20 protein-coding genes and 1 tRNA gene are annotated in these 23,782 nt (G+C 66.8%); 5 read left to right on the forward strand and 16 right to left on the reverse strand.

The annotated features are described in order from the left end of the window. Nucleotide 1 precedes the first annotated feature (1 nt). The 8 genes from NE236_RS32615 to NE236_RS45295 all read right to left on the reverse strand — a co-directional run bounded on the left by NE236_RS32615 (nucleotide 2) and on the right by NE236_RS45295 (nucleotide 9,289). On the reverse strand, nucleotides 2-667 hold the full coding sequence (locus NE236_RS32615; protein WP_252846056.1) for a response regulator: 666 nt from the start codon (nucleotides 665-667) through the stop codon (nucleotides 2-4). Next, nucleotides 664-3,270 carry a sensor histidine kinase gene (locus tag NE236_RS32620; RefSeq protein ID WP_252846057.1) on the reverse strand — a complete coding sequence of 869 codons (2,607 nt, stop codon included), beginning with the start codon at nucleotides 3,268-3,270 and terminating at the stop codon, nucleotides 664-666. The genes NE236_RS32615 and NE236_RS32620 overlap by 4 nt, the downstream gene beginning before the upstream one ends. 72 nt (nucleotides 3,271-3,342) lie before the next feature. Then, nucleotides 3,343-4,266: a potassium-transporting ATPase subunit C gene (locus NE236_RS32625; RefSeq protein ID WP_252846058.1), complete on the reverse strand. Its 924-nt coding sequence runs from the start codon at nucleotides 4,264-4,266 to the stop codon at nucleotides 3,343-3,345. Between the two features lies 1 nt (nucleotide 4,267). After that, entirely contained in the window at nucleotides 4,268-6,451 is a 2,184-nt protein-coding gene (gene kdpB / locus NE236_RS32630; protein ID WP_252846059.1) for a potassium-transporting ATPase subunit KdpB, read from the reverse strand. Beyond that, a complete protein-coding gene (gene kdpA, locus NE236_RS32635; RefSeq protein ID WP_252846060.1) occupies nucleotides 6,452-8,113 on the reverse strand; it encodes a potassium-transporting ATPase subunit KdpA in 1,662 nt (553 codons plus the stop codon). Beyond that, nucleotides 8,113-8,202: a K(+)-transporting ATPase subunit F gene (kdpF, locus tag NE236_RS32640; protein WP_252846061.1), complete on the reverse strand. Its 90-nt coding sequence runs from the start codon at nucleotides 8,200-8,202 to the stop codon at nucleotides 8,113-8,115. The genes kdpA and kdpF overlap by 1 nt, the downstream gene beginning before the upstream one ends. A 154-nt stretch (nucleotides 8,203-8,356) precedes the next feature. After that, nucleotides 8,357-8,767, reverse strand: a complete 411-nt coding sequence (locus tag NE236_RS32645) for a hypothetical protein (RefSeq protein WP_252846062.1) — start codon at nucleotides 8,765-8,767, stop codon at nucleotides 8,357-8,359. A 270-nt stretch (nucleotides 8,768-9,037) separates the two neighbouring features. Next, entirely contained in the window at nucleotides 9,038-9,289 is a 252-nt protein-coding gene (locus tag NE236_RS45295; protein WP_372494467.1) for a tyrosine-type recombinase/integrase, read from the reverse strand. 342 nt (nucleotides 9,290-9,631) lie between these two features. On the opposite strand from NE236_RS45295, the gene NE236_RS32650 reads away from it, so the two are divergent. Both NE236_RS32650 and NE236_RS32655 read left to right on the forward strand, forming a co-directional pair. Next, entirely contained in the window at nucleotides 9,632-10,174 is a 543-nt protein-coding gene (locus NE236_RS32650; RefSeq protein WP_252846063.1) for a DUF5919 domain-containing protein, read from the forward strand. Nucleotides 10,175-10,178: 4 nt separating this feature from the next. Then, the gene (locus tag NE236_RS32655; RefSeq protein ID WP_252846064.1) at nucleotides 10,179-10,655 is read left to right on the forward strand and encodes an NUDIX hydrolase; all 477 of its coding nucleotides are present in this window, start codon (nucleotides 10,179-10,181) and stop codon (nucleotides 10,653-10,655) included. Nucleotides 10,656-11,055: 400 nt separating this feature from the next. Here the strand turns inward: NE236_RS32655 and NE236_RS32660 are convergent, their stop codons facing one another. Then, nucleotides 11,056-12,135, reverse strand: coding sequence for a DUF4365 domain-containing protein (locus NE236_RS32660; protein WP_252846065.1), 1,080 nt, complete (start codon nucleotides 12,133-12,135; stop codon nucleotides 11,056-11,058). Nucleotides 12,136-12,697: 562 nt separating this feature from the next. Here NE236_RS32660 and NE236_RS32665 point away from each other — a divergent pair. Continuing rightward, a complete protein-coding gene (locus NE236_RS32665) occupies nucleotides 12,698-13,054 on the forward strand; it encodes a hypothetical protein (protein WP_252846066.1) in 357 nt (118 codons plus the stop codon). Between the two features lie 166 nt (nucleotides 13,055-13,220). Here the strand turns inward: NE236_RS32665 and NE236_RS32670 are convergent, their stop codons facing one another. From NE236_RS32670 to NE236_RS32700, 7 genes are all read right to left on the reverse strand, one after another. Continuing rightward, nucleotides 13,221-14,714, reverse strand: a complete 1,494-nt coding sequence (locus NE236_RS32670; protein WP_252846067.1) for a M16 family metallopeptidase — start codon at nucleotides 14,712-14,714, stop codon at nucleotides 13,221-13,223. A gap of 219 nt (nucleotides 14,715-14,933) precedes the next feature. After that, nucleotides 14,934-14,998 (reverse strand) — tRNA-Ser (locus tag NE236_RS32675). A gap of 795 nt (nucleotides 14,999-15,793) precedes the next feature. After that, nucleotides 15,794-16,390, reverse strand: coding sequence for a hypothetical protein (locus tag NE236_RS32680; RefSeq protein ID WP_252846068.1), 597 nt, complete (start codon nucleotides 16,388-16,390; stop codon nucleotides 15,794-15,796). A 370-nt stretch (nucleotides 16,391-16,760) separates the two neighbouring features. Then, the gene (locus tag NE236_RS32685; RefSeq protein WP_252846069.1) at nucleotides 16,761-18,761 is read right to left on the reverse strand and encodes a hypothetical protein; all 2,001 of its coding nucleotides are present in this window, start codon (nucleotides 18,759-18,761) and stop codon (nucleotides 16,761-16,763) included. A gap of 936 nt (nucleotides 18,762-19,697) precedes the next feature. Continuing rightward, a complete protein-coding gene (locus NE236_RS32690) occupies nucleotides 19,698-20,090 on the reverse strand; it encodes a hypothetical protein (protein WP_252846070.1) in 393 nt (130 codons plus the stop codon). Between the two features lie 242 nt (nucleotides 20,091-20,332). Then, complete coding sequence (locus NE236_RS32695) at nucleotides 20,333-20,608, reverse strand: hypothetical protein (protein ID WP_252846071.1); 276 nt, start codon at nucleotides 20,606-20,608, stop codon at nucleotides 20,333-20,335. 276 nt (nucleotides 20,609-20,884) lie between these two features. Continuing rightward, nucleotides 20,885-21,943 (reverse strand): LacI family DNA-binding transcriptional regulator, encoded by a 1,059-nt coding sequence (locus NE236_RS32700; protein WP_252846072.1) that lies wholly within the window; start codon nucleotides 21,941-21,943, stop codon nucleotides 20,885-20,887. Between the two features lie 173 nt (nucleotides 21,944-22,116). On the opposite strand from NE236_RS32700, the gene NE236_RS32705 reads away from it, so the two are divergent. Together NE236_RS32705 and NE236_RS32710 are read left to right on the forward strand one after the other, a co-directional pair. Then, on the forward strand, nucleotides 22,117-22,995 hold the full coding sequence (locus NE236_RS32705; protein ID WP_252846073.1) for an ABC transporter permease: 879 nt from the start codon (nucleotides 22,117-22,119) through the stop codon (nucleotides 22,993-22,995). After that, nucleotides 22,995-23,780 (forward strand): ABC transporter permease, encoded by a 786-nt coding sequence (locus NE236_RS32710; protein WP_252846094.1) that lies wholly within the window; start codon nucleotides 22,995-22,997, stop codon nucleotides 23,778-23,780. Before NE236_RS32705 ends, NE236_RS32710 begins: the two co-directional genes overlap by 1 nt. The last annotated feature ends 2 nt before the right edge of the window (nucleotides 23,781-23,782 follow it).

A 23,782-nucleotide genomic window follows, 5' to 3' on the forward strand; every position in this document is an offset into this window, starting at 1 on the left:
TCTAGGGCTGGAAGCGGTAGCCCATTCCGGGCTCGGTGAGCAGGTGCTGCGGATGCGCCGGATCGGGCTCCAGCTTCCGACGCAACTGGGCCATGTACTGGCGCAGGTAGTTCGTCTTGCGCTCGTACGAGGGCCCCCAGACCTGAGTGAGGAGCCAGCGCTGGCTGATCAGCTTGCCCGGGTTGCGCAGCAGGATCTCGACCAGCCGCCACTGGGTGGGCGTGAGATGGACGTCGGGCGTGATCGTCTTGGCGGCCAGATCGACGAGGTGGTCGCCGATCCGGACGGTCGGCACCAGGTCCGCAGTACCGGTACGGCGGCTGACGGCGCGGATGCGGGCGAGCAGCTCGTCCACTCCGAAGGGTTTGGTGACGTAGTCGTCGGCGCCGGCGTCCAGCGCAGTGATCTTGTCCTCCGCGCTGCTGCGCCCGGACAGCACGATGATCGGCACCTGGCTCCAGCCGCGCAGCCCGTGAATGACCTCGACGCCGTCCAGGTCCGGCAGTCCCAGGTCCAGTACCACGACGTCGGGATGCCAGTCGGTGGCACGCCGCAGCGCCTCGCTGCCGTCGGCGGCGGTCGCCACCTCGTACTGGCGGGCACGCAGGTTGAGCGTGAGCGCGCGGGCGATCTGCGGTTCGTCGTCGACGACGAGGACACGTGTCACGGGCTCCGCCTTTCCCGTAGCGCGTCGACGTGCGAGGTGAGTACCGGATCGGCCAGGTCGGGAGGGGCGACGGGGAGTGTGACGATCATGGTGAGGCCTCCTCCGGGCGTCTCTTCGGGGGTCACGGTGCCGTCCATCGCCTCCACCAGCCCACGGGCCAGGGCCAGGCCGAGTCCGACGCCGGTGTCGTTGTCGCGGTCGCCGAGCCGCTGGAAGGGTTGGAAGACGCGGTCGCGGTCGGCCGGCGGGATCCCGGGTCCTCGGTCGATGACCCGGAGTTCGAGGTGGCCGGCATGGGCGCTGGCCGTGATGAGCACGGGGTCGCCGGGTGGGCTGTGGTGCACCGCGTTGGAGATGAGGTTGACCAGGACCCGCTCCAGCAGGACCGGATCGGCCAGCGCCTCGGTCAGGTCGTCGGGGATCTGGAGCCGCACGTCGGGGGCCTCGAGCTCGTCGATGGCGTACGGGACGATCTCCTGGATGGCGACGGGTTGCAGGGACACGCCGAGTGCTCCGGCCTGGAGGCGGCTCATGTCGAGCAGGTTGGCGACGAGGCGGTCCAGCCGTACGAGGGACTCATCGGCCGTGGCGAGTAGTTCGTCGCGTTCGTCTTCGGCCCAGTCGACGTCGGCGGCGCGCAGGCTCTCCACGGCGGCCTTGGCCGAGGCGAGGGGGGATCGCAGGTCGTGGCTGACCGCGGTCAGCAGGGCGGTGCGCAGCTTGTCGGCTTCAGCGAGGGGGCGGGCTTGTTCGGCCTCTTCGGCGAGGCGTTGCTGGCGCAGTGCGACGGCGGCCTGGGCGGCGAAGGCCTCGAGCACGCGCCGGTCGGCGGCTGACGGCGTGCGGCCGCGCAGGACGAGCGCGAGGTCATCGTCGACCGGGATGTCGGCGTCGCCCTCGTCGGGGGTGCAGGTCGGCTCGCCGCCGACGGTGGCGACGATGCGCCAGCAGTCCGGGTCGCTTTGGCGGCTTGGGGTCAGCGGCGTGTCCGGGCGTCGTTCCAGCAGGGTGACCGAGGTGAGGGCGAAGGTCACGCGGAGGCGTTCGAGTAGGTCGCCGAGCGCGCCGTGTTGCCTGCCGTCCGCGTTCCAGCCGCGTAGCACGGTGCCGGCGAGGTTGGACAGCAGTTCGGCGTCGGCGCCGGCGCGGGCGGCCTGACGGGTGCGTCTGGCGGCGATCTCCACCACCACGCTGACGGCGATCGCCACCAGGACGTAGGAGATGAGCGCGAGGAGATTCTCGTGCTGGTTGATGGTGAACTTGTGAATCGGTGGGGTGAAGTAGTAGTTGAGCAGCAGGGAGCCGGCGATGGCGGCGAACAGCGCGGGGTAGATCCCGCCGACCAGCGCCACTCCGACCACGGCGACGAGGAACAGCAGGATGTCGCTGGGCAGTGACAGATGGCCGCGCAGGTTGGCCAGCAGGAGGTTGAGGAGCGGTAGTCCGGCCACCGCGAGCGCGAATCCGGCGCCCTGCCGGCGGCGGGTCAGGCCGCCGGGCCGGCGGGTGCGGAGCCGGCTCTTGCTGACTTCTTCGTGGGTTACCAGGTGGACGTCGATGGGTCCGGACAGCGCGGTGGTGGTGACGCCGACGCCGCGGGAGAACAGTTGGGCGATGCGGCCGTGGCGGGAGGCGCCGAGGACGAGTTGGGTGGCGTTGACGCCGCGGGCGAAGTCGAGCAGCGCGACCGGGATGTCGTCGCCGACGACCTGGTGGTAGGTGCCCCCCAGACTCTCCACGAGCGCGCGCTGGCGGGCCAGGTTGGCGGGGCTCGCGCCGGTCAGCCCGTCACCGGTGGTGACGTGCACGGCGAACAGGTCGGCGCCTTTGGCGCGGTCGGCGATGCGGGCCGCCCGCCGGATGAGGGTGTCGCCCTCGGGGCCGCCGGTGAGGGCGACGACGACGCGTTCTCGTGCCTCCCACGTCTTGTGGATGTCGTGGTCGGCGCGGTAGCGGTCGAGCTGGTCGTCGACCTTGTCGGCCAGCCAGAGCAGGGCGAGCTCGCGCAGTGCGGTGAGGTTGCCGACGCGGAAGTAGTTCGACAGCGCCGCGTCGATCTTCTCGGGCTGGTAGACGTTGCCGTGCGCCATCCGGCGGCGCAGCGCCTCCGGCGCCATGTCGACGAGTTCGACCTGGTCGGCGCGGCGGACGACCTCGTCGGGCACGGTCTCCCGCTGTGGGACGCCGGTGATCTGCTCGACCACGTCGTTGACCGAGTCGAGGTGCTGGATGTTGACGGTCGTGATCACGTCGATGCCGGCCTCGAGGATCTCCTCGATGTCCTGCCAGCGCTTCTCGTTGCGAGATCCCGGGATGTTCGTGTGCGCGAGCTCGTCGATCAGCGCCACCCTGGGAGCACGGGCGATGACGGCGTCGCTGTCGAGCTCGGTGAAGGTCGTCTCCCGGTACTCCATGGTCTTGCGGGGAACGGTCTCCATTCCTTCCAGCAGCTCGATGGTGCGGGGCCGGCCGTGGCACTCGACGTAGCCGACGACCACGTCGGTGCCCCGGTCGCGGCGCCGATGCGCCTCGGCCAGCATGGCGTAGGTCTTACCGACACCCGGCGCGGCGCCGAGATAGACGCGCAGGCGCCCCCGGGTCATGTCGTTTCACCTCCTCGTCTGGGGGAGCGGCGTGCCGCGCGCTCCCACGCGCGGCACGCCGGGCATTCACGGTCATCCACGGAGCGGGTATTTCTTGTCGAGTTCGATGTTGAGTTGCAGGTCGTTGACGCGGGGCTCGCCGATGAAGCCGAGCACCCGACCGTCCTCGTTGTCCTTGATCGCGGCCAGGACCTGCGCCACGCTGATGCCGCGGGCCTTCGCGACCCGGGGGGCCTGCAGCCGTGCGTACGCCGGGGAGATGTGCGGGTCCAGACCGCTGGCGCTGCCGGTCACCGCGTCCGCGGGAACCTGCGGCGAGGCGGGGGCGGTGCCGCGGATCGGCGTGATCTCGCCCGCGGCGTAGTCCTCTCCGGCCTTGGCGCACTCGACGGCGACGCCCTTGTAGGTGGCGATGAACGGCTTGGTCACCACGCCGCACTGTTCGTTGACGCTGACGACGCGGGTGGGCCGGGTCACGTGGCCCGAGCGGTCGCGGGGGCCGATGACCGACAGGACCGCGCCGACGCCGCCGGGGGTGCAGAACGGCCGGGCGCCGCTGACGCCCTCCAGGTCACCGACCGCCTTGCTGCGGGAGCAGACCTGGGTGAGCAGGCTGTCCCGGGCCGTCTTCGCGGTGATCTCGTCCGCCTTCTTGGCCGGGTTCTTCGGGAGGGTGTCGACGATGTCCTCCGGGCCGAGGTTGCTCGCGGCCGTGGAGGTCGGGTCGTAGCCGGTCCCGGCGTTGGAGGGCCGGCTCTGGACGTACTGCTTGAGCGGGTTGCCGCCGGAGTCGGTGAAGGACTGACCGATGAGGCGGCTACCGACGACCTTGCCGTCCGCACCCTTGATCATCGAGCCTTGGGCCCGGTCGTGCAGGCCGGGGATCAGGGCGACGACCCAGACGGCGAGCGGATAGATCACCCCGGTGATCACCGTCAGGACGAGCAGGGCGCGGACCGCGGCGAGATGCTGGCGGATCCAGGTGGGCAGGCGCATGTCAGGACATCCCCGGAAGGAACTGGATAAATAGATCGATGATCTTGATTCCGATGAACGGCGCGATGATCCCGCCGAGCCCGTACACGTACAGGTTGCGCGACAGCAGCTTGGACGCGCTGCTCGGGCGGTACTTCACCCCCCGCAACGCGAGGGGGATCAGCGCGATGATGATGATCGCGTTGAAGATGACGGCCGACAGGATCGCCGACTGCGGGCTGTGCAGCCGCATGATGTTGAGCTTGTCCAGGCCCGGGTACACCGCCGCGAACATCGCGGGGATGATCGCGAAGTACTTGGCGATGTCGTTGGCGATCGAGAAGGTCGTCAGCGCGCCACGAGTGATGAGCAGCTGCTTGCCGATCTCGACGATCTCGATGAGCTTGGTCGGGTTGGAGTCCAGGTCGACCATGTTGCCGGCCTCTTTGGCGGCCGACGTGCCGGTGTTCATCGCCACGCCGACGTCGGCCTGGGCGAGCGCGGGCGCGTCGTTGGTGCCGTCACCGGTCATCGCGACGAGCTTGCCGCCCTCCTGCTCCTTCTTGATCAGGGCCATCTTGTCCTCGGGCTTGGCCTCGGCGAGGAAGTCGTCCACGCCGGCCTCGTCCGCGATGGCCTTGGCCGTCAGCGGGTTGTCACCCGTGATCATGACGGTGCGGATGCCCATGCGGCGCATCTCGTCGAAGCGCTCGCGCATCCCCTCCTTGACCACGTCCTTCAGATGGATGACGCCGAGAACGTGAGCCGTCGCACTGCCGTTCTCCTGGACGACCTCGCCGACCACCAGCGGCGTGCCGCCGCTGGCCGAGATCCCGTCCACGATGTGCCCGACCTCGTCGGTCGGGTGACCGCCGTTGTCACGGACCCACTTCATCACCGCGGTCGCCGCGCCCTTGCGCAACATCCGCGCCCGCTCGGGGGTTCCGTCGCCGTCGAGGTCGACGCCGGACATGCGGGTCTGGGCGGTGAACTCGATCCAGGTCGCATGACTGAGCTCGCCGGGGGTGCGCTCGCGCAGGCCGTAGGTGGTCTTGGCGAACACCACGATCGAGCGCCCCTCGGGGGTCTCATCCGCGAGGCTCGACAGCTGGGCCGCGTCCGCCAGCGTTTGTTCGGTCACGCCGTCGACCGGGGTGAATGCGGCCGCCTGCCGGTTGCCCAGCGTGATCGTGCCGGTCTTGTCGAGCAGCAGGGTGTTGACATCACCGGCCGCCTCCACGGCGCGGCCGCTCATGGCCAGCACGTTGCGCTGCACGAGCCGGTCCATGCCGGCGATGCCGATCGCACTCAGCAGCGCCCCGATCGTCGTCGGGATCAGGCAGACCAGCAGCGAGACCATCACGATGCCGGTGACGCCGTGCGCGTTCAGCGCGAGCGAATCCGGCACGCCGGGCTCGTTGGCCTTGGAGAAGATAGCCAGCGGCTGCAGGGTCGCGACCGCCATCACGAAGATGATCGTCAGCGACGCGAGCAGGATGTTGAGCGCGATCTCGTTCGGCGTCTTCTGCCGGTTGGCGCCCTCGACCAGCGCGATCATCTTGTCGATGAAGCTTTCACCCGGCTTCTGGGTGATCTTCACGATGATCTGGTCCGACAGCACCTTGGTGCCGCCGGTGACCGCGGACCGGTCACCGCCGGACTCGCGGATGACCGGAGCCGATTCACCGGTGATCGCCGACTCGTCCACGCTGGCGATGCCCTCGACGACGTCACCGTCACCGGGGATGATCTGCCCCGCCTCGACGATGACGTGGTCGCCCTGCTGGAGCTGCGGCGCGGGCACCGACTCCTCCCGCACCGGGGCGCCGGGCGCCCAGCCGACCAGGCGGCGGGCCATGGTGTCGGTCTTGGCCTTGCGCAGCGCGTCGGCCTGGGCCTTGCCCCGCCCCTCGGCCACCGCTTCGGCCAGGTTCGCGAAGATGACGGTCAGCCACAGCCAGGCCACGATCAGCCAGGCGAACCAGCTGCCCTTGGCCACGGCGAGGACCGTCGACCACACGGCGCCGATCTCGACGATGAACATGACCGGGTTACGCCACATCGTGCGCGGATCCAGCTTCTTGGCCGCGTCCGGCAGTGACGTGAGCAGCTGTTTCGGATCGAGCAGACCGCCCTGGACGCGGCCGCCCGAAGGCTTGGGCGCCTCCGGAGCCGTGTCCGGTGCTTCGGTGACTTGGATGGACATCTAGTGGATTCCTTCGGCCAACGGCCCGAGCGCGAGCGCCGGGAGGAACGTCAGGGCGACGAGGATCACCGTCACACCGGCGACCATGCCGACGAACTGCGGACGGTGGGTGGGCAGCGTGCCCTCTGAGGCGGGGGTGTGGCCCTGGCGGGCGAGAGAGCCGGCCAGGCCCAAAACGAAGATCATGGGCAGGAAACGCCCGAAGACCATCGCCAGGCCGAGTGCCGTGTCGTACCAGGTCGTGTTGACGGTGATGCCCGCGAACGCCGACCCGTTGTTGTTCGACGCCGAGGTGAACGCGTACAGCACCTCACCCAGGCCGTGCGGCCCGCTGTTGGCCATGCCCGCACGCTCGCCGGGCAGCGCCATCGCGAACGCGGTGCCCACCAGCGCGCAGATCGGCGTGATCAGGAAGTAGCTCGCCGCGAACTTGACCTCGCGGCTGCCGATCTTCTTACCGAGGTACTCCGGCGTGCGGCCGACCATCAGACCGGCCACGAACACCGTGATCACCGCGAGGATCAGCATGCCGTACAGGCCCGAGCCCGTCCCGCCGGGCGCGACCTCACCCAGCATCATGTTGAACATCGTCATCATGCCGCCGAGGCTGGTGTAGGAGTCGTGGAAAGAGTTCACGGCCCCGGTCGAGGTCAGCGTGGTGGCGTCCGCGAAGGTCGCGGAGTTCGCCACCCCGAACCTGGTGTCGACGCCCTCCATGGCCGAGCCGATCGCGGTCGGCACCGTGCCGTGGTGGGAGAGCTGGAAGTACGACATGAGCGTGACGCTGATGATCGCCAGGGTGGCCATCACCGCGACGATCGCATAACCCTGCTTGTTGTTGCCGACCATCCGGCCGAACGTACGGGGCAGGCTGAAGGAGATGACCAGGAGCAGGAAGATCTCGAACCAGTTGGTCCAGGTCGTCGGGTTCTCGAACGGGTGGGCGGAGTTGACGTTGTAGAAGCCGCCGCCGTTGGTGCCGAACTCCTTGATGACCTCCTGGCTGGCGACCGGTCCACCGGTGATGGCCTGCTTGGCACCGGCAAGGGTCTGGATCGTGTGCGGGTCGTGGAAGTTCTGCACCACCCCGCCGATCACCAGGATGATCGCGCCGATGAAGGCGAAGGGCAGCAGGATCCGCAGGGTGCCGCGGACCAGGTCCACCCAGAAGTTGCCGAGATGCTCGGTCCTCTTGCGGGCGAAGCCGCGTACGAGGGCGATCGCGACGGCGATGCCGACGGCGGCGGACACGAAGTTCTGCACCGCCAGGCCGGCCATCTGCACCAGGTGGCCCATGGTCGACTCACCCGAGTACGACTGCCAGTTGGTGTTCGTCGTGAAGCTGATCGCGGTGTTCCACGCCTGGTGCGTCATCACCGGCTTGAACCCCAGGCTCAGCAGCAGGTGGTTCTGCAGCCGCTGGAACCCGTACAGGAACAGCACGGACACCACTGAGAACGCCAGCACGCTCCGGGCGTAGGAAGCCCACGTCTGCTCGGCGTCCGGATGGGCTCCGATCAGCCGGTAGACCAGCCGTTCGACCCGCGAGTGCCTCGTGCCGGCGTACACCCGGTACATGTAGTCGCCCAGCGGCCGGTAGGCCAGGGCCAGAGCGAGCACGAGAGATCCCGTGAACAGGATCCCCGCGACCGTCGTACTCATCAGAAGCGCTCCGGGAACAGTAGGGCGGCCACCAAGAAGACGGACAGGAGCACGGCCAGGACCAGCCCGACCACGTTCTCCAGACTCAAAGCCGCTCGACCGCCTTCACGACCAGGCCGAACAGGGCGAAGATCGCCACTGTCAGCAGGATGTACACCAGGTCAGCCATTTCTTTCGATTCCTCTATTCGATTCACGGGGATGACCCCCGTCTCGCCGAGCGCCGCGGGGAGGGCGACCGCGATCAGAGCGTCGGTTCCCTGCGGTCGGTCTGCTCAAGGCCGGCCTCGGCGGAGTGGAAGTCGACCCAGACCGGGTCGGCTCGCCGATAGCGCCCTCTGGCGTCGATCAGCACGTGGACGAAGGCCGCCAGGACTCCGGCGAGGACGAGCGCCGCCGCCCGGGCGACGTCGCCATCGCCGGTGATCCCGATGTGTCCGAACCGGTGCACGTCGAAGCCGGTGACGCACATCCACGCGATGGCGCCGATCGCGGCGCCGACGATGATCCGGCTGCGCCACGCCCAGGCCACGACCGCCACGGCGACCACCGTGAACGCGGCTTGCCACGGCAGTCCGGCCAGTACGACGGCGAGAGCGAAGACGCAGGCGCTGCCGCCGGCCAGTGACCATGCGGAGAGATCCAGACGCGTCATCGCATCCTCCTTGAGCACGCCGACGGCATGCCTCGCCTGCCCCTTTGTCGGGGCTTACGGCAGGAGTAAACGCCTCATTCGAACGGTTTCGACCGTCGTTGACAGAGCCTTAGCGCGGACCCTCGGCGCCTTAACACATCTCTAACGTGCGGCCTTGAGGAGACCGTGGTCAGTACGGTGACTTCGCGTCCGGCTTCGACCGGGGAGCCAATCCGGGAGCCAACCTACGCGGACTGTTCCTTCTTGCTCCGGAAGATGTCGTTCATGTGCTCAGCGCCGTCCCGGATCTCCGGCTTGAGCTGGTGACGGCAGACCGTCTCGGTGATCTTGTGTGTTCTTGTGCCCGACGAGGTCACTGATCCGCTGGGTGGGCACCGCGTGGTCGCTCGTGAGCAACACGAAGGTGTGGCGAAGCTCCCTGGGGGTCCAGGCGGCTCCGATGCCCGCCGCTACCGTGATCTTCCGGAACCTGCGGCGGACTGCCCCACCGGTGTAGGGCGAGCCGTCCTTGTGACAGGACACGAGGCCATGATCTTGGTAGAGCTCGCCCGCGCTGAGCCGTTCGGCGGCCTGCCTCCTGCGGTGCGCCGTGAGCGTCCACTGCGATGTCGGCGAGGCCGAAACCTCGACGACTCAACCGACGAGTGCGCCGCAAAGACAGTGGCGACCGGAGAAACCGTCCGGGAGTCGGCGCATGCAGATCGCATCCGTCCCTTGAGGAGCCCAGTGACCTGCGCGGCCCTGGCGTTCTGGTTGTCGGTGCTCTTGCGGACGTAGACGCCCAGGACGGCGCGGGCGAAGCCAGCCAACGGAGTAGGGGGTTCGTCATCGAGGGCGGTCCACGGAGCCTCACGGCGGGCACCGATGAGGACGAGCAAGAGAAGGACGATCACGAGTACGGCGAGGGCTACCGCGCCGAATGCGACGGCGATCATCTGGGGACGACTCTTCTCTCAGGCCGAACGAGAGATCGACATCCTTGTCTACGTCGCCCTGTTCCTCGTCGAAGACACCGGCGTACAGCGACTCTTCGCGGAGAAGGCGAGAGCAGGCGTACGCTTTCGAGTCCTCCTTGGCCAACCAGATTGCGCCGCTGTAGCCCTGCGCGGGGAGGAAGAGGGCATTGGGGATGCAATCTCGGCAAAGGTCCGGAACGCGATCGCGCTGTACCGGCCGCTACGCCAGCTCGACGGCGTGGAATTCCGCCTCCACGACACCGTCTTGTACAACTCGATCTATCGGGCTGACGATGATCTCCTCGTCAACACCCACGTCTACGGCAACGTCGCCTCCAACGCGCCCATCTTGCACCTGCGCAGCGTCGCCGGCGGGGACATGGTGACCACTTACCGCGAGAGCTTTGAACGCATCTGGGACAACGCCAAGCCCCTCGCTGCGGAAGACTGAACCCATGCCAGGCCGGATCGACTACCACGACGACCCGAACGCACCCAAGCCGAACAGCATGGTCCCGTCGGTCAACGCCGCGGTCACCAACGACGACGGCGACATCCTGCTCATCCGCCGGACCGACAACAACAACTGGGCGCTGCCCGGAGGTGCCATCGATCTCGGCGAGTCGGTTGCTCAGGCCGCGATACGCGAGACCCAGGAAGAGACCGGCATCACTCCCGAGATCACGGGTTTGGTCGGCATCTACACCGACCCTCGACATGTCATCCACTACACCAGCAACGATGAGGTACGGCAGGAGTTCTCCATCGTCCTGACCGGTCGCCCTGTAGGCGGGCAGCCGACACCCAGCAACGAATCAAGCGAAGTGCGCTGGGTAACGACTACTGACATCGACCTCTACACCATGGACCACGCGATGCGGAAACGGATTGAACGCTACCTCTCCCCCACTGACGCCCCAGAGATCACATAAGGTACTTAGGCAACAACTACGAGCGGTCGGCCTGTAGGCCCGGGTTTAATCGGGCCAGTCTCTGACCTGTGCAAACGCCCTGTCCTCGCCGCTGATCCGGGCGCGCTCTCGGCCGTTTTTCAACGTTTCGCGCATGATCGCGGTGCGATGTGCCCTCACACCTTCGCAAGTTGCCTCGCGTCCGGTCGATATACCACGGGCACATGGTTTAAGAATCCACAGCCAGCCCGACTGCCGTAGCGGGCCTGGCCTGCACCGGACTACCTTCGAGACGGGACGGAGACGGGCGTCATCCCGCGCATATCCCACACACGGCGCTCGTAGTCTGGGCGCCGGCTTCCCTCGTACGGTCAGGATCTGAGTGCCGACTGCCCGAGTTGAGCGCGTCTGGCGACCGAGTTTACCGTTCCCGCTTCAGCCGGGCGAAGCGCTCGTCCGGCCAGAAGGTGTCGCCTAGCATCAGTTCATCGAAGCGGACGCAGACGGCTCCCGGCACTTCGGCGGACTCCCAAACTTCGGAGACGAGTCGCCCCCGCTCCTTCCAATGCCGACTAAACCAGTAGATCCTGTCTCCCGCCACGAGTTCCTTGGCCGTGACGAGTTCTCGCCGAGGGGCCAATTTGGTGCTCGGCGACCCAACACGAGCCGAGAAAGCGTACTCTCCCCGAGCCTTGGACCTGGGTTCGGCTGGTTCCTGGCCGGGTAGGGGCTCACGAGCCCAGTCGGTTGCTTCGAAGCAGGCGGCCAACCATAGCGCCTCGGCCTCATTGAGGATGACGTTGGCGATCCTGGGCGCGGTGCCGAGCGGCCCTAGGGAGGCGTTGAAGCGGAGGGCCTCCGGCCAAATGCACTGCGGTTCCCAGTCAAGATCGCTGTGGAGTAACGTCGCGTACCCCTCTCCTCGGCGCTGCCAGAAGATCAGGTCCTCGTCCCAATGGTTGATGAAGTGCATCACGATGTCGGAGGCATCGAAATCGATGCCCGCCATCTCACCGAGCCGGGTGCGTAGTGCCTGGTTACCTCGGTAGCGGTTGGCATAACGACGCGCTTGGGAGACGAAATCGGCCAAAGAAGCGTCGTCCAGCCGGTCTGCAGTGTTGACCTCGATGGTCGTCTGCACCCTTCGCTCACGGCGCGCTGAGAGCAACTGTTGTGTCGCGTTGGCCCAGTACAGGGCACTGGTCTCTGGGTCGTGAACGACGCAGAACACGGGAACGTTGCCATCGGCCCAGGTGTCGGCGTGGTGCCCAACTGGAATGCCGTATCCGCCCCTCCTGCGCCAGGAGCTCCCACCCTTGACCTGAATCTTGATCATGTCACCGGTAACTCGACCATCTTCGGTGAAGGTGACATGCAGGTCCTCGCCGAAGTCGTTCTGGCCGTCTATCTCCTGAACGATGTGATCATGTTGTTCAAGCAGCGCGTGAAGCGTGTTGACGGCGGCACGGCTTCGCCTGCGACTCTCGGAAACCTTGGGCAACGTTCCTCCCGTATCGATCGCCGAACCGACCCTAACCGTCAGCGCCGACAGTGCCTCCTACCGAGTGCTCCAGAGACCTTGTCTCACAAAGGGGGCACCTCTCCATGATCACGCAAGAGGCATTCAGGCGGGCAGAGTATGAGAACAGCCGGACGGAATCAGCCGAGCCGTAGGGAGGGAAGTCGGCTAGTGCACGCGGGACGGTAGGAGGAAGACCTGAACGGACCGACCTTCGGCCTATCCATTACGAGTCAGGCTAAGCATGTCCACAGCCATCCAGATTCGGCCTGTGACCTGCTGTTCGCCTGGCAAGCGGTCCAAGATCGTCCAGAGCGGTTGTTAGCGCCAGCGTTAGCAACCTGACCACGCTCGGATCTGCCTCTTCGTCCCGAACTACCGGCGCGACCATGGCTGGCGCTGGCTCGCCCTGCTCGGATGTGCGGTGCTATGTGATTACGCCTGGTCCTGTACGGCGGTGTTGCTGTACTTCCGTGCTGTAGAGCCGCAGCTCTAGCGAGCGCCGCTAGCATCACGAGACGCCTCGCCGACAGGAGCCAAGGCAATGACCCGCATCGACGGCCCGTTCTACCGCGTCAGTGATCCCGCATTCGAACTCACCGTTGTCCGCTGGAAAGGATACGACCCCGAGGCCTTGGAGGAAGCCGACGGCCATATCCATCTTCCTGACGGCACGCACTATGCCCCGACCTTCATGACCCTGCGGACTGTCTCGGCCATCATGGACCGTTGGCAGACCTCCGGCGAATGCCTCAACGGCGAATATTTCTGGTGCTCGGATCTGATCATCATCCGCAACCCCGGCCTACCCGCCATCGTGGAAGTCGTGCGGCACCTCATCGCCACAGGCGAGGTCCACAGCATCTGCAGCCCCCTCGAAGCAGAGACACCCGGTCGCTGATACCTGGCTGACCTTCCGCTTTTCAGGAGTGACATCACCCCTGCTCGCGGAAGCTGTACCAAGGTCAGGCGGTGGTCGACGTGTGCCAGTGTTAGCCGGTGGTGCCTGCCGTTGCTGTCACCATTGCTGTCAGCCCGGCTACTGCTGCGGGTGCTTTCCGGTTGGCTCAGCGTTTGAACCGAGCGCGGATGCGCTCGTACGGGCTCGTCTTGGCGATCGGAATCGCCTCGGCGGGTCTCAGCGGCATAGGAACGACCCGGTCGGTGGGAACACCGGTGTCGAGCTGAGCGGTGAGCGACGACCCGTGTGCCCAGAGCGCGGGTTCGATCATCAGGATGAAGCCGTCCCGGCCGATCAGCTTCCGTGCCCCGTCGGGCCAGGCCAGCATCGCCTCGCAGTCGCGATAGCAGATGGTGATGGGCTTTGGTCCCCGGAACAGGCTGACGCCCTCCGGAGCGACGACGAGCCGGGACGAATCGACCGGGGCGTTGGTGCTGTAGAGCACCTGGCCGTCCACCCCGCTGCTTGAGAACTTGGGCGCTGGCCGGTATCTCGCCGACGGTGCGCGCGATCCCGGCACCATGACGACCGCAGAGTCGAGAACTTCACCGGCCGTCTGCTGGATCAACTCCGTGTCGACGGCGTTCAGCGAGCTTTCCATGTACGCGTCCGTGAGCGCCTCGGCGCCGACGAGTTCGCGCAGCGCGTTGCCGTACGCCCAGCCCGTCGACGATGTCCTGCGGCGGGTCGCTCGCACACGCGCCACGATTTCGGCGATCTCTTTCGGCCTGACCAGGTGGTCGGCCAGGAGCTCGATCTCCTCCAAGAAGGCGGACAGCAACCGGTCGTGGTTCTGCGGCAGTCCGTCCGTATATGCGGTGACGTGCGCGTACCGCCCGTCGCGTGGGTCGTAGGACGTGCTCGGGGTGTAGCTAAGTCCGGCCTCTTGCCGCAGGCTCCGGTGCAGTCGGCTGCGAAGGAGCGTGGAGTACACCTGGGCGGCGGTGGACCGCCGCACCAGCGAATTCATGGCGACGACGCCGCCCGGCTGTCGGAAATAGGCGGGTGTTCCCGGCAATGCCGACGATGGCCTGGGCGGCGGGACGCGTTCGCCCTCGGGCAGGTCGATCGTGAGACCCGCCGGAGGGCGCCCGCCTGCGAAGACGAGCACGAGGTTCCGCCGGGTGAACCACCGGCCAGCCCACGCCGTGATCTGGTCCGGCGTGTGTCGGCCGACGCCGAATTCCTCATAGCCCGGCAGTCCGTAGGTGGCGGCGCCATAGCGCCAGATCATGAGTGGGTTCGTCAGCGCGGTCCCGCGGGTGTCGGCCTCGGCACGGAGAACCTGGTTCTCCAGCTCGATCCGGTTGAACGGCAACGCCTGAAACGCTCGGGACAGCTCGGCCACGAAGCTGGCGATCCCCGCGCCATCTCCTTGAGTGCCGAACACGGTCGTTGTCGCGTCGACCCGACCGTTCGAGTCGTGCACGTGCCCGCCGATCGCGTGCATGGCGAGGTGCTCGACGAGGTGCGTGATCCCGCGCCATGCGAGTTGCTCATCGGCGGAGCCGACCCGGAACGCGAGGAAGACACGATGCAGGTCATCGTCGCCTTCTGCCCAGTAGGCCGGAACCCCATCGACCTCAATCCTGTGCCACACCACCCGCAGCCTCCCAAATAGCCCGGAAAGACTAGCGGGTGTTGTGAAGTGATCGTAGATCACTTAGACCATCGGATCGGGTGACAGTGCCGAGTTGGCCGTGCTCGCCGCATCGCGCTGACCGTACACCGAAAGGCGGACGGTCATTTCGCTGTCGCGTTGCCGTCACAGAACAGCCCCGAGACGCGATGTCTCGGGGCTGTTTCAGCAGGTCACGTGTGGTGGGCAGGGGCGGGGTCGAACCGCCGACCTTCCGCTTTTCAGGAGTAACAATTGCCCTGCTCACGATGCTTGTGCCGAGGTTGAGGGTGCCGGGCGTGTGCCTGTGGCGGGCGTCGGTTGCTGTCGTTGCTGTCACCGTTGCTGTCAGTCGCAGCACCCTTGGCATGGGCGAAACGGGGATCGGACGCCCGTGTCTGACTACTCTGCCATGCACGTTGAGGAGACCGTGGCCGTCTGATCCGTAGCCGACGGTGACGCATGCCCGACCCGCCGAACAAGCGAGACGCCAGGTTGTACATGGGTCGGTCTGTCGGTGCGCCTGGCTACGGTGGCTTCATGGTGAAGAACACATGGCCAAGAGACCGCTATACGGGTCCTGGTGGAGGCCTGTCCACAGGTCCGGGTGGTGGATTGTCGACGGGCCCAGGCGGGGGAGCGTCTACAGGCCCCGGCGGGGGAATGTCCACTGGGCCCGGAGGCGGGATGTCCACCGGCCCCGGCGGCGGACTGTCGACGGGTCCCGGCGGAGGCCTGTCCACAGGTCCAGGCGGAGGTTTGTCGACCGGCCCAGGTGGAGGCCTGTCTACGGGTCCTGGCGGTGGGCTGTCCACCGGCCCCGGCGGCGGACTATTCACTGGACCGTGCAAGAACCCATACCGGAGCAATCAGCCACCCCGACATGTGTTGGTGGAGTACCTCTCCCAGCATGGCCATGAGGAAATCGCGGAGCTACTACGTCGTTATTTGTGAAACGACGCAAGAACACGGGCTAGAACATCCGATCGGTATGGGTGTCAACCTGGCGGGGAACCGCGAAGCCCACGCGCCAACGGTAGACGTGGCGCATGCGGTATGCATTACTGCGCTTGAGCGGTGTCTCGCGTACCCGGCGTAGGCATATCGGAAGTTTCGCCGCTTTCGAGTCGATCGAGCGCACACGTGAGGCGCTGGGCTTGGGACGCGACCCGCAGGGCACGTAGCCACCAGGTACGAGCGAAGAAGATCTCTTGTACTGGTTCGGTTATCTCGCGCAGGAAGCTGACCTTCGCGGCTTCGTCTCGTTCGGAGAGGACAACTCCTCGGGCGTCGGCCGCATACCTAACCATCAGATCTCGAAGACCCCAACCGGAGTAGTAGGTGCCGGCCCACCTCTGCGTGTTGTCGACCAGCCAACATGTGGCCTCGTCGATTTGGTTGAGCCAACGTTGGCGCTCGGCGCGTAGTGCGGTGCCGAGTGTGTCAGGAACATCAGATGGGATTTCGAACGCCTCAAGTCGAGCGCAAGCCGCCAAGATCGTGAGAATGCTGTCCGAGAAACTGTCGCGATCTTGATGTGCTTTCAGGATCCGTGCCTTCCGAGCGTCGAGCCGTGGACTGACCGTCATTCCGATCGCCCAGGTCGTCGCAACAGCGGTAGCTGCGGCGGTCGCGATGGTGCCTACGATGCTACTCATACGCATCATGATGCCCAGGACCGGATACGGCGTCAGGCAATTACTCAGTCTGACAAGGCGCGTTACAACTCGCGAAACCCGCGCCGTCTGATCCGTAGCAAGATCGAGCAGATCCAGGACGGTCCACAACCGTCCGCCGACCTGCTACCGAGCGGCTGCACCGTCCATGTCCGTCCGGAGCGATCCAGGGTCGTCGTTAGCAAAACCGTTAGCATCATCCGCTCGGCGAGAGGCGCCAGTGTAAGGGTCGGTGATCTGAACTCCGATCCTGTGGTGACCGCACTCAAGCCACGTACCCGACGACGAGCATCCCCGGTCATCCCGCGAGCGCATGGCGGGTCTGCCCCTAGCCGCGAGCGCACGCGCCGCATCACGCCCTGCCGCTCCAGCACCTGGAACGGGCGCGCTCGGCGAGGGCGCGAGCCTTTTCCAGCGCGTTCACCTGGAGCAGGGAGTCCACTAGCTTTTCACCGTGGAAGGACATCGTGAGATCGACGGCGTTGATGTCGATCCGCCCGGCCAGCGCACGAGCCTGTTCTTGAGCATCGACCTTCCACAGGGAGTCCAGCAGATCGGCAAGGGTGAACGGATCGGCGATGTCGACGGTTGCGCGGCTCATTCGCCAGGCCAACGCGCTGACCTGCTCCTGGGCGCCCGCCTTTCGCAAGGCGCCCAGGGTCGCCAGAACGCTGGCCATACGCGTGAGATCGACAGCGTTGATGTCGATCCGCTTGGCCAGGTCGCGAGCCTTCTCATGTGCGCCTGCCTTCTCCAGGCAGTCCAGCAGGTTGATGACGGTGTGCAGATAAGTGACATCGACGGCTGCGACGTTGAGCCGCCCGGCCAGCGCCCGAGCCTGGCCCTTTGCACCTGCCTGGCGTAGGGAGTTCACCAACTCTTCGAACTCGTAGTCCATCCGAATCGTGATGGCGTTAACGTCGATCTGCTCAGCCAAGGCACAAGCCTTCTGTCGTGCGCCGCCCCCTGATAGTGCGTCCAGCAATTTAGCGATGCCGTATGACTCCGTGAGGTCCATGGCGTTGATGTCGATCCGGTCGACCAGGGCGTCGGCCTTCTCCTCCGCGCCCACCTGCCACAGCGCGACCAGCCATGGAACGGGCCCGTGTGGACGCGTGACGTCGATGATGTTGATGTCGATCCGGTCGGCGAGGGCGTCGGCCTTCTCCTTCGAGCCCATTCGCCACAGCGCGACCAGCAAGGGAGAGAGCCCGTTTGGGCGCGTGACGTCGATGATGTTGATGTCGATCCGGTCGACCAGGGCGTCGGCCTTCTCCTTCGCGCCCACCTGCCACAGCGCGACCAGCAATTCAGAGGTCTCGTATGGGTGCGGGACGTCGATGGCGTTAATGTCGATCCGATCGGCTAGGGCATCGGCTTGCATCTTCGCCCCAAGTCCCCGCAGAGAGTTGAGCAGGTGCGCGAGGCCCGCCGAGTGTCCAACATGGACGGCGTTGATGTCGATCTGCTCGGCCACCGCGCGAGCCTGCGCCTGCGCGCCGGCCTGCTCCATCGACTTCAGGAACCTTGCAACGTTAGAAGCATTCCTGACGACGACGGCGGTGGGGTCAACACGCTGGGCCAGAGTAAGGGCCAAAGGCCGCAGACCAACATTCGTAAGCGACTCCAGCGCCTTGGCGACCGCGTCCGGAGCATTGATGTCGACGTCTTGGAAGGGATCGACCAGCTCCCCGCTGCCGATCTCAATCCGGCCGAGAATCTCTTCGAGTTGCTGGCAGCGTTCTTCGGCGCGCGCTGTGCGCTGGCGGGCCTGGGCCAGGTCCTGGGTGATTGCAAGGATCTGTTGATTCAGGTCGGTGATCAGCCCATCGAGACGATCCTTGCCAGCTTGCCAGGTGGCGCGGTCATTGTTCCAGGCATCCCGGAGCCTGGCCTGCTGCTCAGTGAGTTCTGCGATCTGGCGCTGGCGCTCGGCGAGTTGCTCTTCCAGAGCGCGGGCGTAACGCTCAGCCTCACGCTGACTGACGACCGCCAACTCCAGTTCGTCGCTGACCTGCCGGACGCGGTACTCAGCCGGGTGCGCGACCTGCAAAGCCTCCAGTTGGAGCCCGGTCAAGTGCTCGCGAACCTCCTGAGAGACCTCTTTGCCCTTCTCCGCCTGAATAGCCAGCAGCCGGTCTAGGAACCAATGATCACGCGGTATCCTCTCCCCGCGCAGATACCGCGAAACGGTGCCCTTATCGACCGGGTTGGCTGCCGCGAACCGGTTGATCGACATCCCGACGGCCGCCCACAGAACCTCCAACTCCCGTACCCAGGCCTGAACCTGCGGGTTGAGCCGGCACGCCAGCTGATGGGGGCCGGCCGGGAGTGCGGGTTCAAGGTCAGTCATTCCGTCATCATGAGCCACCACCGCCCGACCCGGGAAGCACTCACCGCAAAAGCGGGCGTTGTCATTGGCTGCAACACCCGGTTGCGACGTGGCGCAACGACTGACCGCTCTGGCTCCATAGAGCCACCCAATCCCGCGCCCTATCGGACGCACAGTGGTCAGGAGGAGTCCGATGACCCCGAAACTGCGACGACGCACTCCCAAATGGCCGGCAACGGTAGGTATCGCCGGTGCTGCAGCTGGTGCGGCGCTGCTGGTCGCCCTCGACCCCGCCACAAGCCTCCCGCTCGGAGCAGGCCTCGCGGTCGCCGGACTCCTGCTCAACATCCACCGAGACCCGGCCCGAGACGACAAGCACCGCGACAGAACGCCTGAGTCAAACCCCGAGCAAGACCACGGCCCGGACGAGAGCGGACCGGCTCAATGCTGACTCCCGGCCACGCACTCCCCGGCCTCCACGGCTCCTATGGATGTCATCCGTGTTCCGAGTGCAGAGGAGTGCCGGTGCGGCGGCGCTGCTGGACTTCCGTGCTGTACTGCAATCGCGCCGACCCCCGAGAGAACCACCGTGCTAGAGGGCAACCCCGACCCGTACCGCAGGGCCGTTCACGGCCGACGCTAAGGTACGAAATTCCTTCACCTTGCTCGGACTTCTTACCAGGATCGACGGCGTAGAGGTTCGGCTGCATCGAACGACGCTCTACGCGTCGATTTACCGTGCCGACGACGACACCTTGATCAACATACATACTTACGGAGCGGCTGCGTCCCATGCGCCGGTCCTTCATCTTCGCATGGTCGAAGATGGCGATATGGCGATTACCTACCTCGCCAGCTTCGACCGTGTGTGGTCGATCGGGATACCGCCTATGTAGGCGCATCGGAGTACGCAACCCCGAAGCCTGTCGGCTCCGGGGTTGCGTAATGTCGACGTGCTTACCTATAGCCCTTCAGGCAGGTGCTAGGAACCCAACCCTTGATCGTCGCCTTCTTGCCGTTCTTCTTGTAGTGGTACGTGATGTGGTCCCACCAGTTCTTCCAGCCATACACGTCCTTGCACGAACCCTTGTAAGTGTATTTTCCGCCCTTCTCCCACTTATCCGAGCAGACCGACTTGCCGTGGGGAAGGACGCCGAGCGAGGTGGCCTTGACGCTCTTGGTCTTGCGAATCTGGACGTTGTAATTCGCCTTAACCGTGTACAGCGAGCATTTCAGGGCGGCCGCCTTGGCCTGGGGGGCGGTAGGGGTGGCGGATGCGGAAGCCGGGAGTGCGATACCGGCGGCCGTGAACGCGGCGGCTGCCGCGCAAGCCATCAGAACCTTCTTCATACGGGGAATTCCTCTCTGGACATTCGTGTCACGCTAGGGCCTGTTTCGGAAGAGCCTCAGCCTGGCGTTTCGCTTGGCGGTGGCATCCATGACCGGTGTTCTCATCTACCTACGGGCTGCTCTGCCCCTCGGAAACCACCGGCAGGCGAGCAGCCTCCATATGGTTACGCATGTTCTACAATACTGCAACGTATGGTGTCAATTTGCATGCTCCGAAGAGGGTCGACCAAGACCGAGGACGGCTACGCCGACGGTGTCCTGGAGATTCCGGCCGTCAGTCGATTCGCAAAATAGGAAGGCCCCTGCGGCTTTGTGCGCCACGCGATGGTGAACGGGTCATCATCACCGTGCCCGGTGGCAAGCCACTCGGCGAGCGTTAGGGCCGTGATCGCCTGATTGCGCGTGAGGGCATCGGGCCACGTGCTCACGGCCCAGCGGTCGCCTGCGCGAGTGGCCGTAGCGATTACCGTCCCGGCGGCCTCTGCCGACATTGAATCGTCGTTGATCTCGATTGCCATGGTGACCCCTCCTCCTGCCTGGGAGGGGCGGAGAGCCAATCTTGGGGGCCAATGTGCCTTGACTCCCGCTGACCACTCCCCACCCCGCCCGACGTTTGCGCAGGTGAGCGGCACTCGGATTGACCCGACCTGACCGTGCCTGACTCGAAGTCGGTACCGGATCTCTAACGAACCTCGCGAACCGGACGGTCGCCGATCCGGCCTCGGAAGGGCGGCACGCGCATCAGGTGACCTCGTACGCAGGCGTCCTGCTCGGCCGGCGGCGATGTGCGGCGCTCAGGCCAGTGCCTCCTCCGGAGGCGCTGGCCGCGGGGGCGGCGGGGCGGCGGCGTCCCCGCCGACCAGGTCCACGGGGATGACCCGGTGCCGGGGGCGCGCGTCGTGGCCCGCGGCCCTGGCGTCGATCTCCGCCATCAGCTCGCGCACCGCGAGCTCCCCCGCATCCTGGGCGGGGACGTGCAGCGCCATAATGTCCGGATGCGCGAGGCCGACCCCCGTCAGGTCGTCCGCGCAGGCGAGGCTCAGGTCGTCCGGCACCCGTACGCCGAGCACCGTGAGCCGGTGCAGCAGCCCGAGCAGCGTCATGCTGTTGTACGCGACGGCGGCGGTGCTCCCCGTGGTCAGCAGTTCCCCGGCGGCGTCCATGCCCGACTCGAACGTGGGCGGGTACGGGCCGAGCGTCACCACCGTGCCGCCCGCCTCTGTCAGGGGCCACTCCAGGGCGGCGCGGCGCATCGGGTCCATCCAGGATCCCTCCGGCCCGCCGATGTAGGCGACGCGCCGGTGCCCCAGCGCGGTGAGCCTCTCGGCGATCTCGCGCAACCCGCCCGGCGTGTCGAACACCACCGACGAGACGCCGCGCATCCGCCGGTTCACCACGACCAGAGGCTTGCCGCGGCGCAGGTCGGCGAGGGCGCGCTCGCCGCCGTGCGGGCGCACGGCGATGAAGCCGTCCACCTGGTCGCGCAACCGCTCGAACAGCCCGAACTCCCGCTCGGCCGAGCCCTCCCCCACGACGACGAGGATCTCGTTGCCGATCTCCTCGGCGGCGCGCTGCGCGCCCTCGACGACCGGGGCGTACAGCGGGTTGGCGAGCGTGGGCACGCACAGCGCCAGCAGGCCCGTACGGCCGGTGGTGAGGGCACGGGCGGACGGGTGGAAGCGGAAGCCGACGCGCTCCGCGGCGGCCGCCACGCGCTCCCGCGTCCCGGCCGCGACCATCTCCGGCCGTGACAGCGCGCGTGAGGCGGTCGACACCGACACTCCCGCGATCCGGGCCACGTCCGCGAGACGCGGCGCCCGGCCCGCCGCCCCGTCGATCTCCCCTGTCGTCATCGCCCGGTCTCCCCCGGCGGCCGCCCCGCCGCCGTGCCTCGTCTGCCCGCGTAGCAGAGATTTAACACGCGAACATCATGATCCAACTGGATTCGATCAAACTGCTACCTGTAGGTTTCCCCGCAAGCGGTTGCAGCAACCGATTGCAGCCATCGTATTGAGGAGCCCCCGTGATGTCGCGCCGATCCGCCGGGTTGCTCCTGGTCCCCGGGATCGCGCTCCTGGCCTTCGGGTTCGTCTTCCCGGTGTGCGCGATGCTGCTCGCCCCGCCGGAGGGCGACGCCGCCGGCGTGGCCGGGCGCCTGGGCGGGATGCTGACCGACGGGTACGTCCTGTCCATCGCGCTGCGCACCGTCCGCATCGGCCTGATCACGATGCTGGCCTCTCTCCTGCTCGGCTTCCCGGTGGCGTACGCGATCTCGCGGGCGCCCGCCCGCCGGGCCGGCGTGCTGCTCGCGCTCTCGACGTTCCCGCTGCTGCTGAGCACGGTCGTGCGGACCTACTCCTGGCTGGTGATCCTCGGGCGCAATGGGCTGCTCAGCGGGGTGCTGACCGGGCTGGGGATCACCGCGCACCCGCCGCAACTGCTGTACACCGAGACCGCGATCGTCCTGGGCCTGGTGCAGCTGTTCACTCCCCTGATGATCCTCTCCTGCTACGGCTCGCTCTCCCAGGTGGACTCCCGCCTGGAGGAGGCGGCCCGCGGCCTGGGCGCGTCGTCCGGGCGGGCGTTCCGCCTCGTGGTGCTGCCGATGGCCCTGCCCGGCGTGGCCGTCGGGAGCACGCTCGTCTTCGCCGGCGCCGTGACCGCGTTCACCACGCCGATGCTGCTCGGCGGCACCCGCCAGCGCACGCTCGCCACCCTGCTGTACGACTACGCGAGCGTGAGCCTGGACTGGACCTCCGCCAGCGCGGTCGCCGTGTTCATGACCATGATCGTGCTCGCCGTCGGCGTGCTGACGGGCCGGGTCGGGGCGAGCCGCCTGGGCGCCCGGCGTGCCCGAAAAGTGCCCCCTGCGACGGCGGGCGCGGCCGGAGAGGGGGCCGTGTGATGCGCCGCCGACCGTTGCTGACCGCGCTGTGCGCGCTCGCGTACCTCTTCATGCTCGGCCCGATCCTGCTGGTGGTCGCCGTCGCCTTCTCCGGCGGCGACACGATCCACTTCCCGCCCGAGGGCCTGTCGCTGAAGTGGTTCGGCAAGGCACTCTCCCAGCACTCCTTCACCAGCGCCCTGGGGACGAGCGTCCTCGTGGCGACCGGCGCGACGCTCCTGGCCCTCCTGGTCGGCGTCCCGCTCGCGCTCGCCGTCCAGCGCGGCCGCCTTCCGGGCCGCCGGGTGATCGAGGCGCTGTGCCTGTCCCCGATCGTCGTCCCCGAACTCGTGGTCGGGCTCGCGCTGTATCAGCAGCTCATGGTGGGCCTGCGGGTGACCGCGCTCGGCACCCTGATGATCGGCCACGCGGTGCTGCTGATCCCCTACGCGGTACGGGTCACCGGGGCCTCCCTGGCCATGGCCGACCCGATGCTGGAGGAGGCGGCTCGGGGCCTCGGCGCCGGGCCGGTCACCGCCTTCTTCCGGGTCACGCTGCCGGTGCTGGCGCCGGGCATCCTCTCGGCCGGGCTGCTGTCGTTCATCACCTCGTTCAACAACGTGCCGCTGTCGCTGCTGCTCACCGGCCCCGGGACCACGACACTGCCGGTCGAGATGCTGCACTACGTGGAGTTCTCCTTCGACCCGGTGGTCGCGGCGGTCAGCACGCTGCTCCTGGCACTGACCGTGGCCGTGGCCGTGGTGACGGAGCGGCTCATCGGCTTCAACAAGGTCTTCGGCCGGTAGGA

This window comes from Actinoallomurus purpureus (assembly GCF_024055795.1).
Classification (GTDB): domain Bacteria; phylum Actinomycetota; class Actinomycetes; order Streptosporangiales; family Streptosporangiaceae; genus Actinoallomurus; species Actinoallomurus purpureus.

What these genes read in the sequence shown, in the direction of transcription:
- NE236_RS32620 (WP_252846057.1), bottom strand. Translation starts at nt 3,270, where the DNA reads ATGACCCGGGGGCGCCTGCGCGTCTATCTCGGCGCCGCGCCGGGTGTC.
- NE236_RS32625 (WP_252846058.1), bottom strand. Translation starts at nt 4,266, where the DNA reads ATGCGCCTGCCCACCTGGATCCGCCAGCATCTCGCCGCGGTCCGCGCC.
- kdpB (WP_252846059.1), bottom strand. Translation starts at nt 6,451, where the DNA reads ATGTCCATCCAAGTCACCGAAGCACCGGACACGGCTCCGGAGGCGCCC.
- kdpA (WP_252846060.1), bottom strand. Translation starts at nt 8,113, where the DNA reads ATGAGTACGACGGTCGCGGGGATCCTGTTCACGGGATCTCTCGTGCTC.
- NE236_RS32645 (WP_252846062.1), bottom strand. Translation starts at nt 8,767, where the DNA reads ATGACGCGTCTGGATCTCTCCGCATGGTCACTGGCCGGCGGCAGCGCC.
- NE236_RS32650 (WP_252846063.1), top strand. Translation starts at nt 9,632, where the DNA reads ATGAGGACGAGCAAGAGAAGGACGATCACGAGTACGGCGAGGGCTACC.
- NE236_RS32655 (WP_252846064.1), top strand. Translation starts at nt 10,179, where the DNA reads ATGCCAGGCCGGATCGACTACCACGACGACCCGAACGCACCCAAGCCG.
- NE236_RS32665 (WP_252846066.1), top strand. Translation starts at nt 12,698, where the DNA reads ATGACCCGCATCGACGGCCCGTTCTACCGCGTCAGTGATCCCGCATTC.
- NE236_RS32680 (WP_252846068.1), bottom strand. Translation starts at nt 16,390, where the DNA reads ATGAGTAGCATCGTAGGCACCATCGCGACCGCCGCAGCTACCGCTGTT.
- NE236_RS32685 (WP_252846069.1), bottom strand. Translation starts at nt 18,761, where the DNA reads ATGACTGACCTTGAACCCGCACTCCCGGCCGGCCCCCATCAGCTGGCG.
- NE236_RS32690 (WP_252846070.1), bottom strand. Translation starts at nt 20,090, where the DNA reads ATGAAGAAGGTTCTGATGGCTTGCGCGGCAGCCGCCGCGTTCACGGCC.
- NE236_RS32695 (WP_252846071.1), bottom strand. Translation starts at nt 20,608, where the DNA reads ATGGCAATCGAGATCAACGACGATTCAATGTCGGCAGAGGCCGCCGGG.
- NE236_RS32700 (WP_252846072.1), bottom strand. Translation starts at nt 21,943, where the DNA reads ATGACGACAGGGGAGATCGACGGGGCGGCGGGCCGGGCGCCGCGTCTC.
- NE236_RS32705 (WP_252846073.1), top strand. Translation starts at nt 22,117, where the DNA reads ATGTCGCGCCGATCCGCCGGGTTGCTCCTGGTCCCCGGGATCGCGCTC.
- NE236_RS32710 (WP_252846094.1), top strand. Translation starts at nt 22,995, where the DNA reads ATGCGCCGCCGACCGTTGCTGACCGCGCTGTGCGCGCTCGCGTACCTC.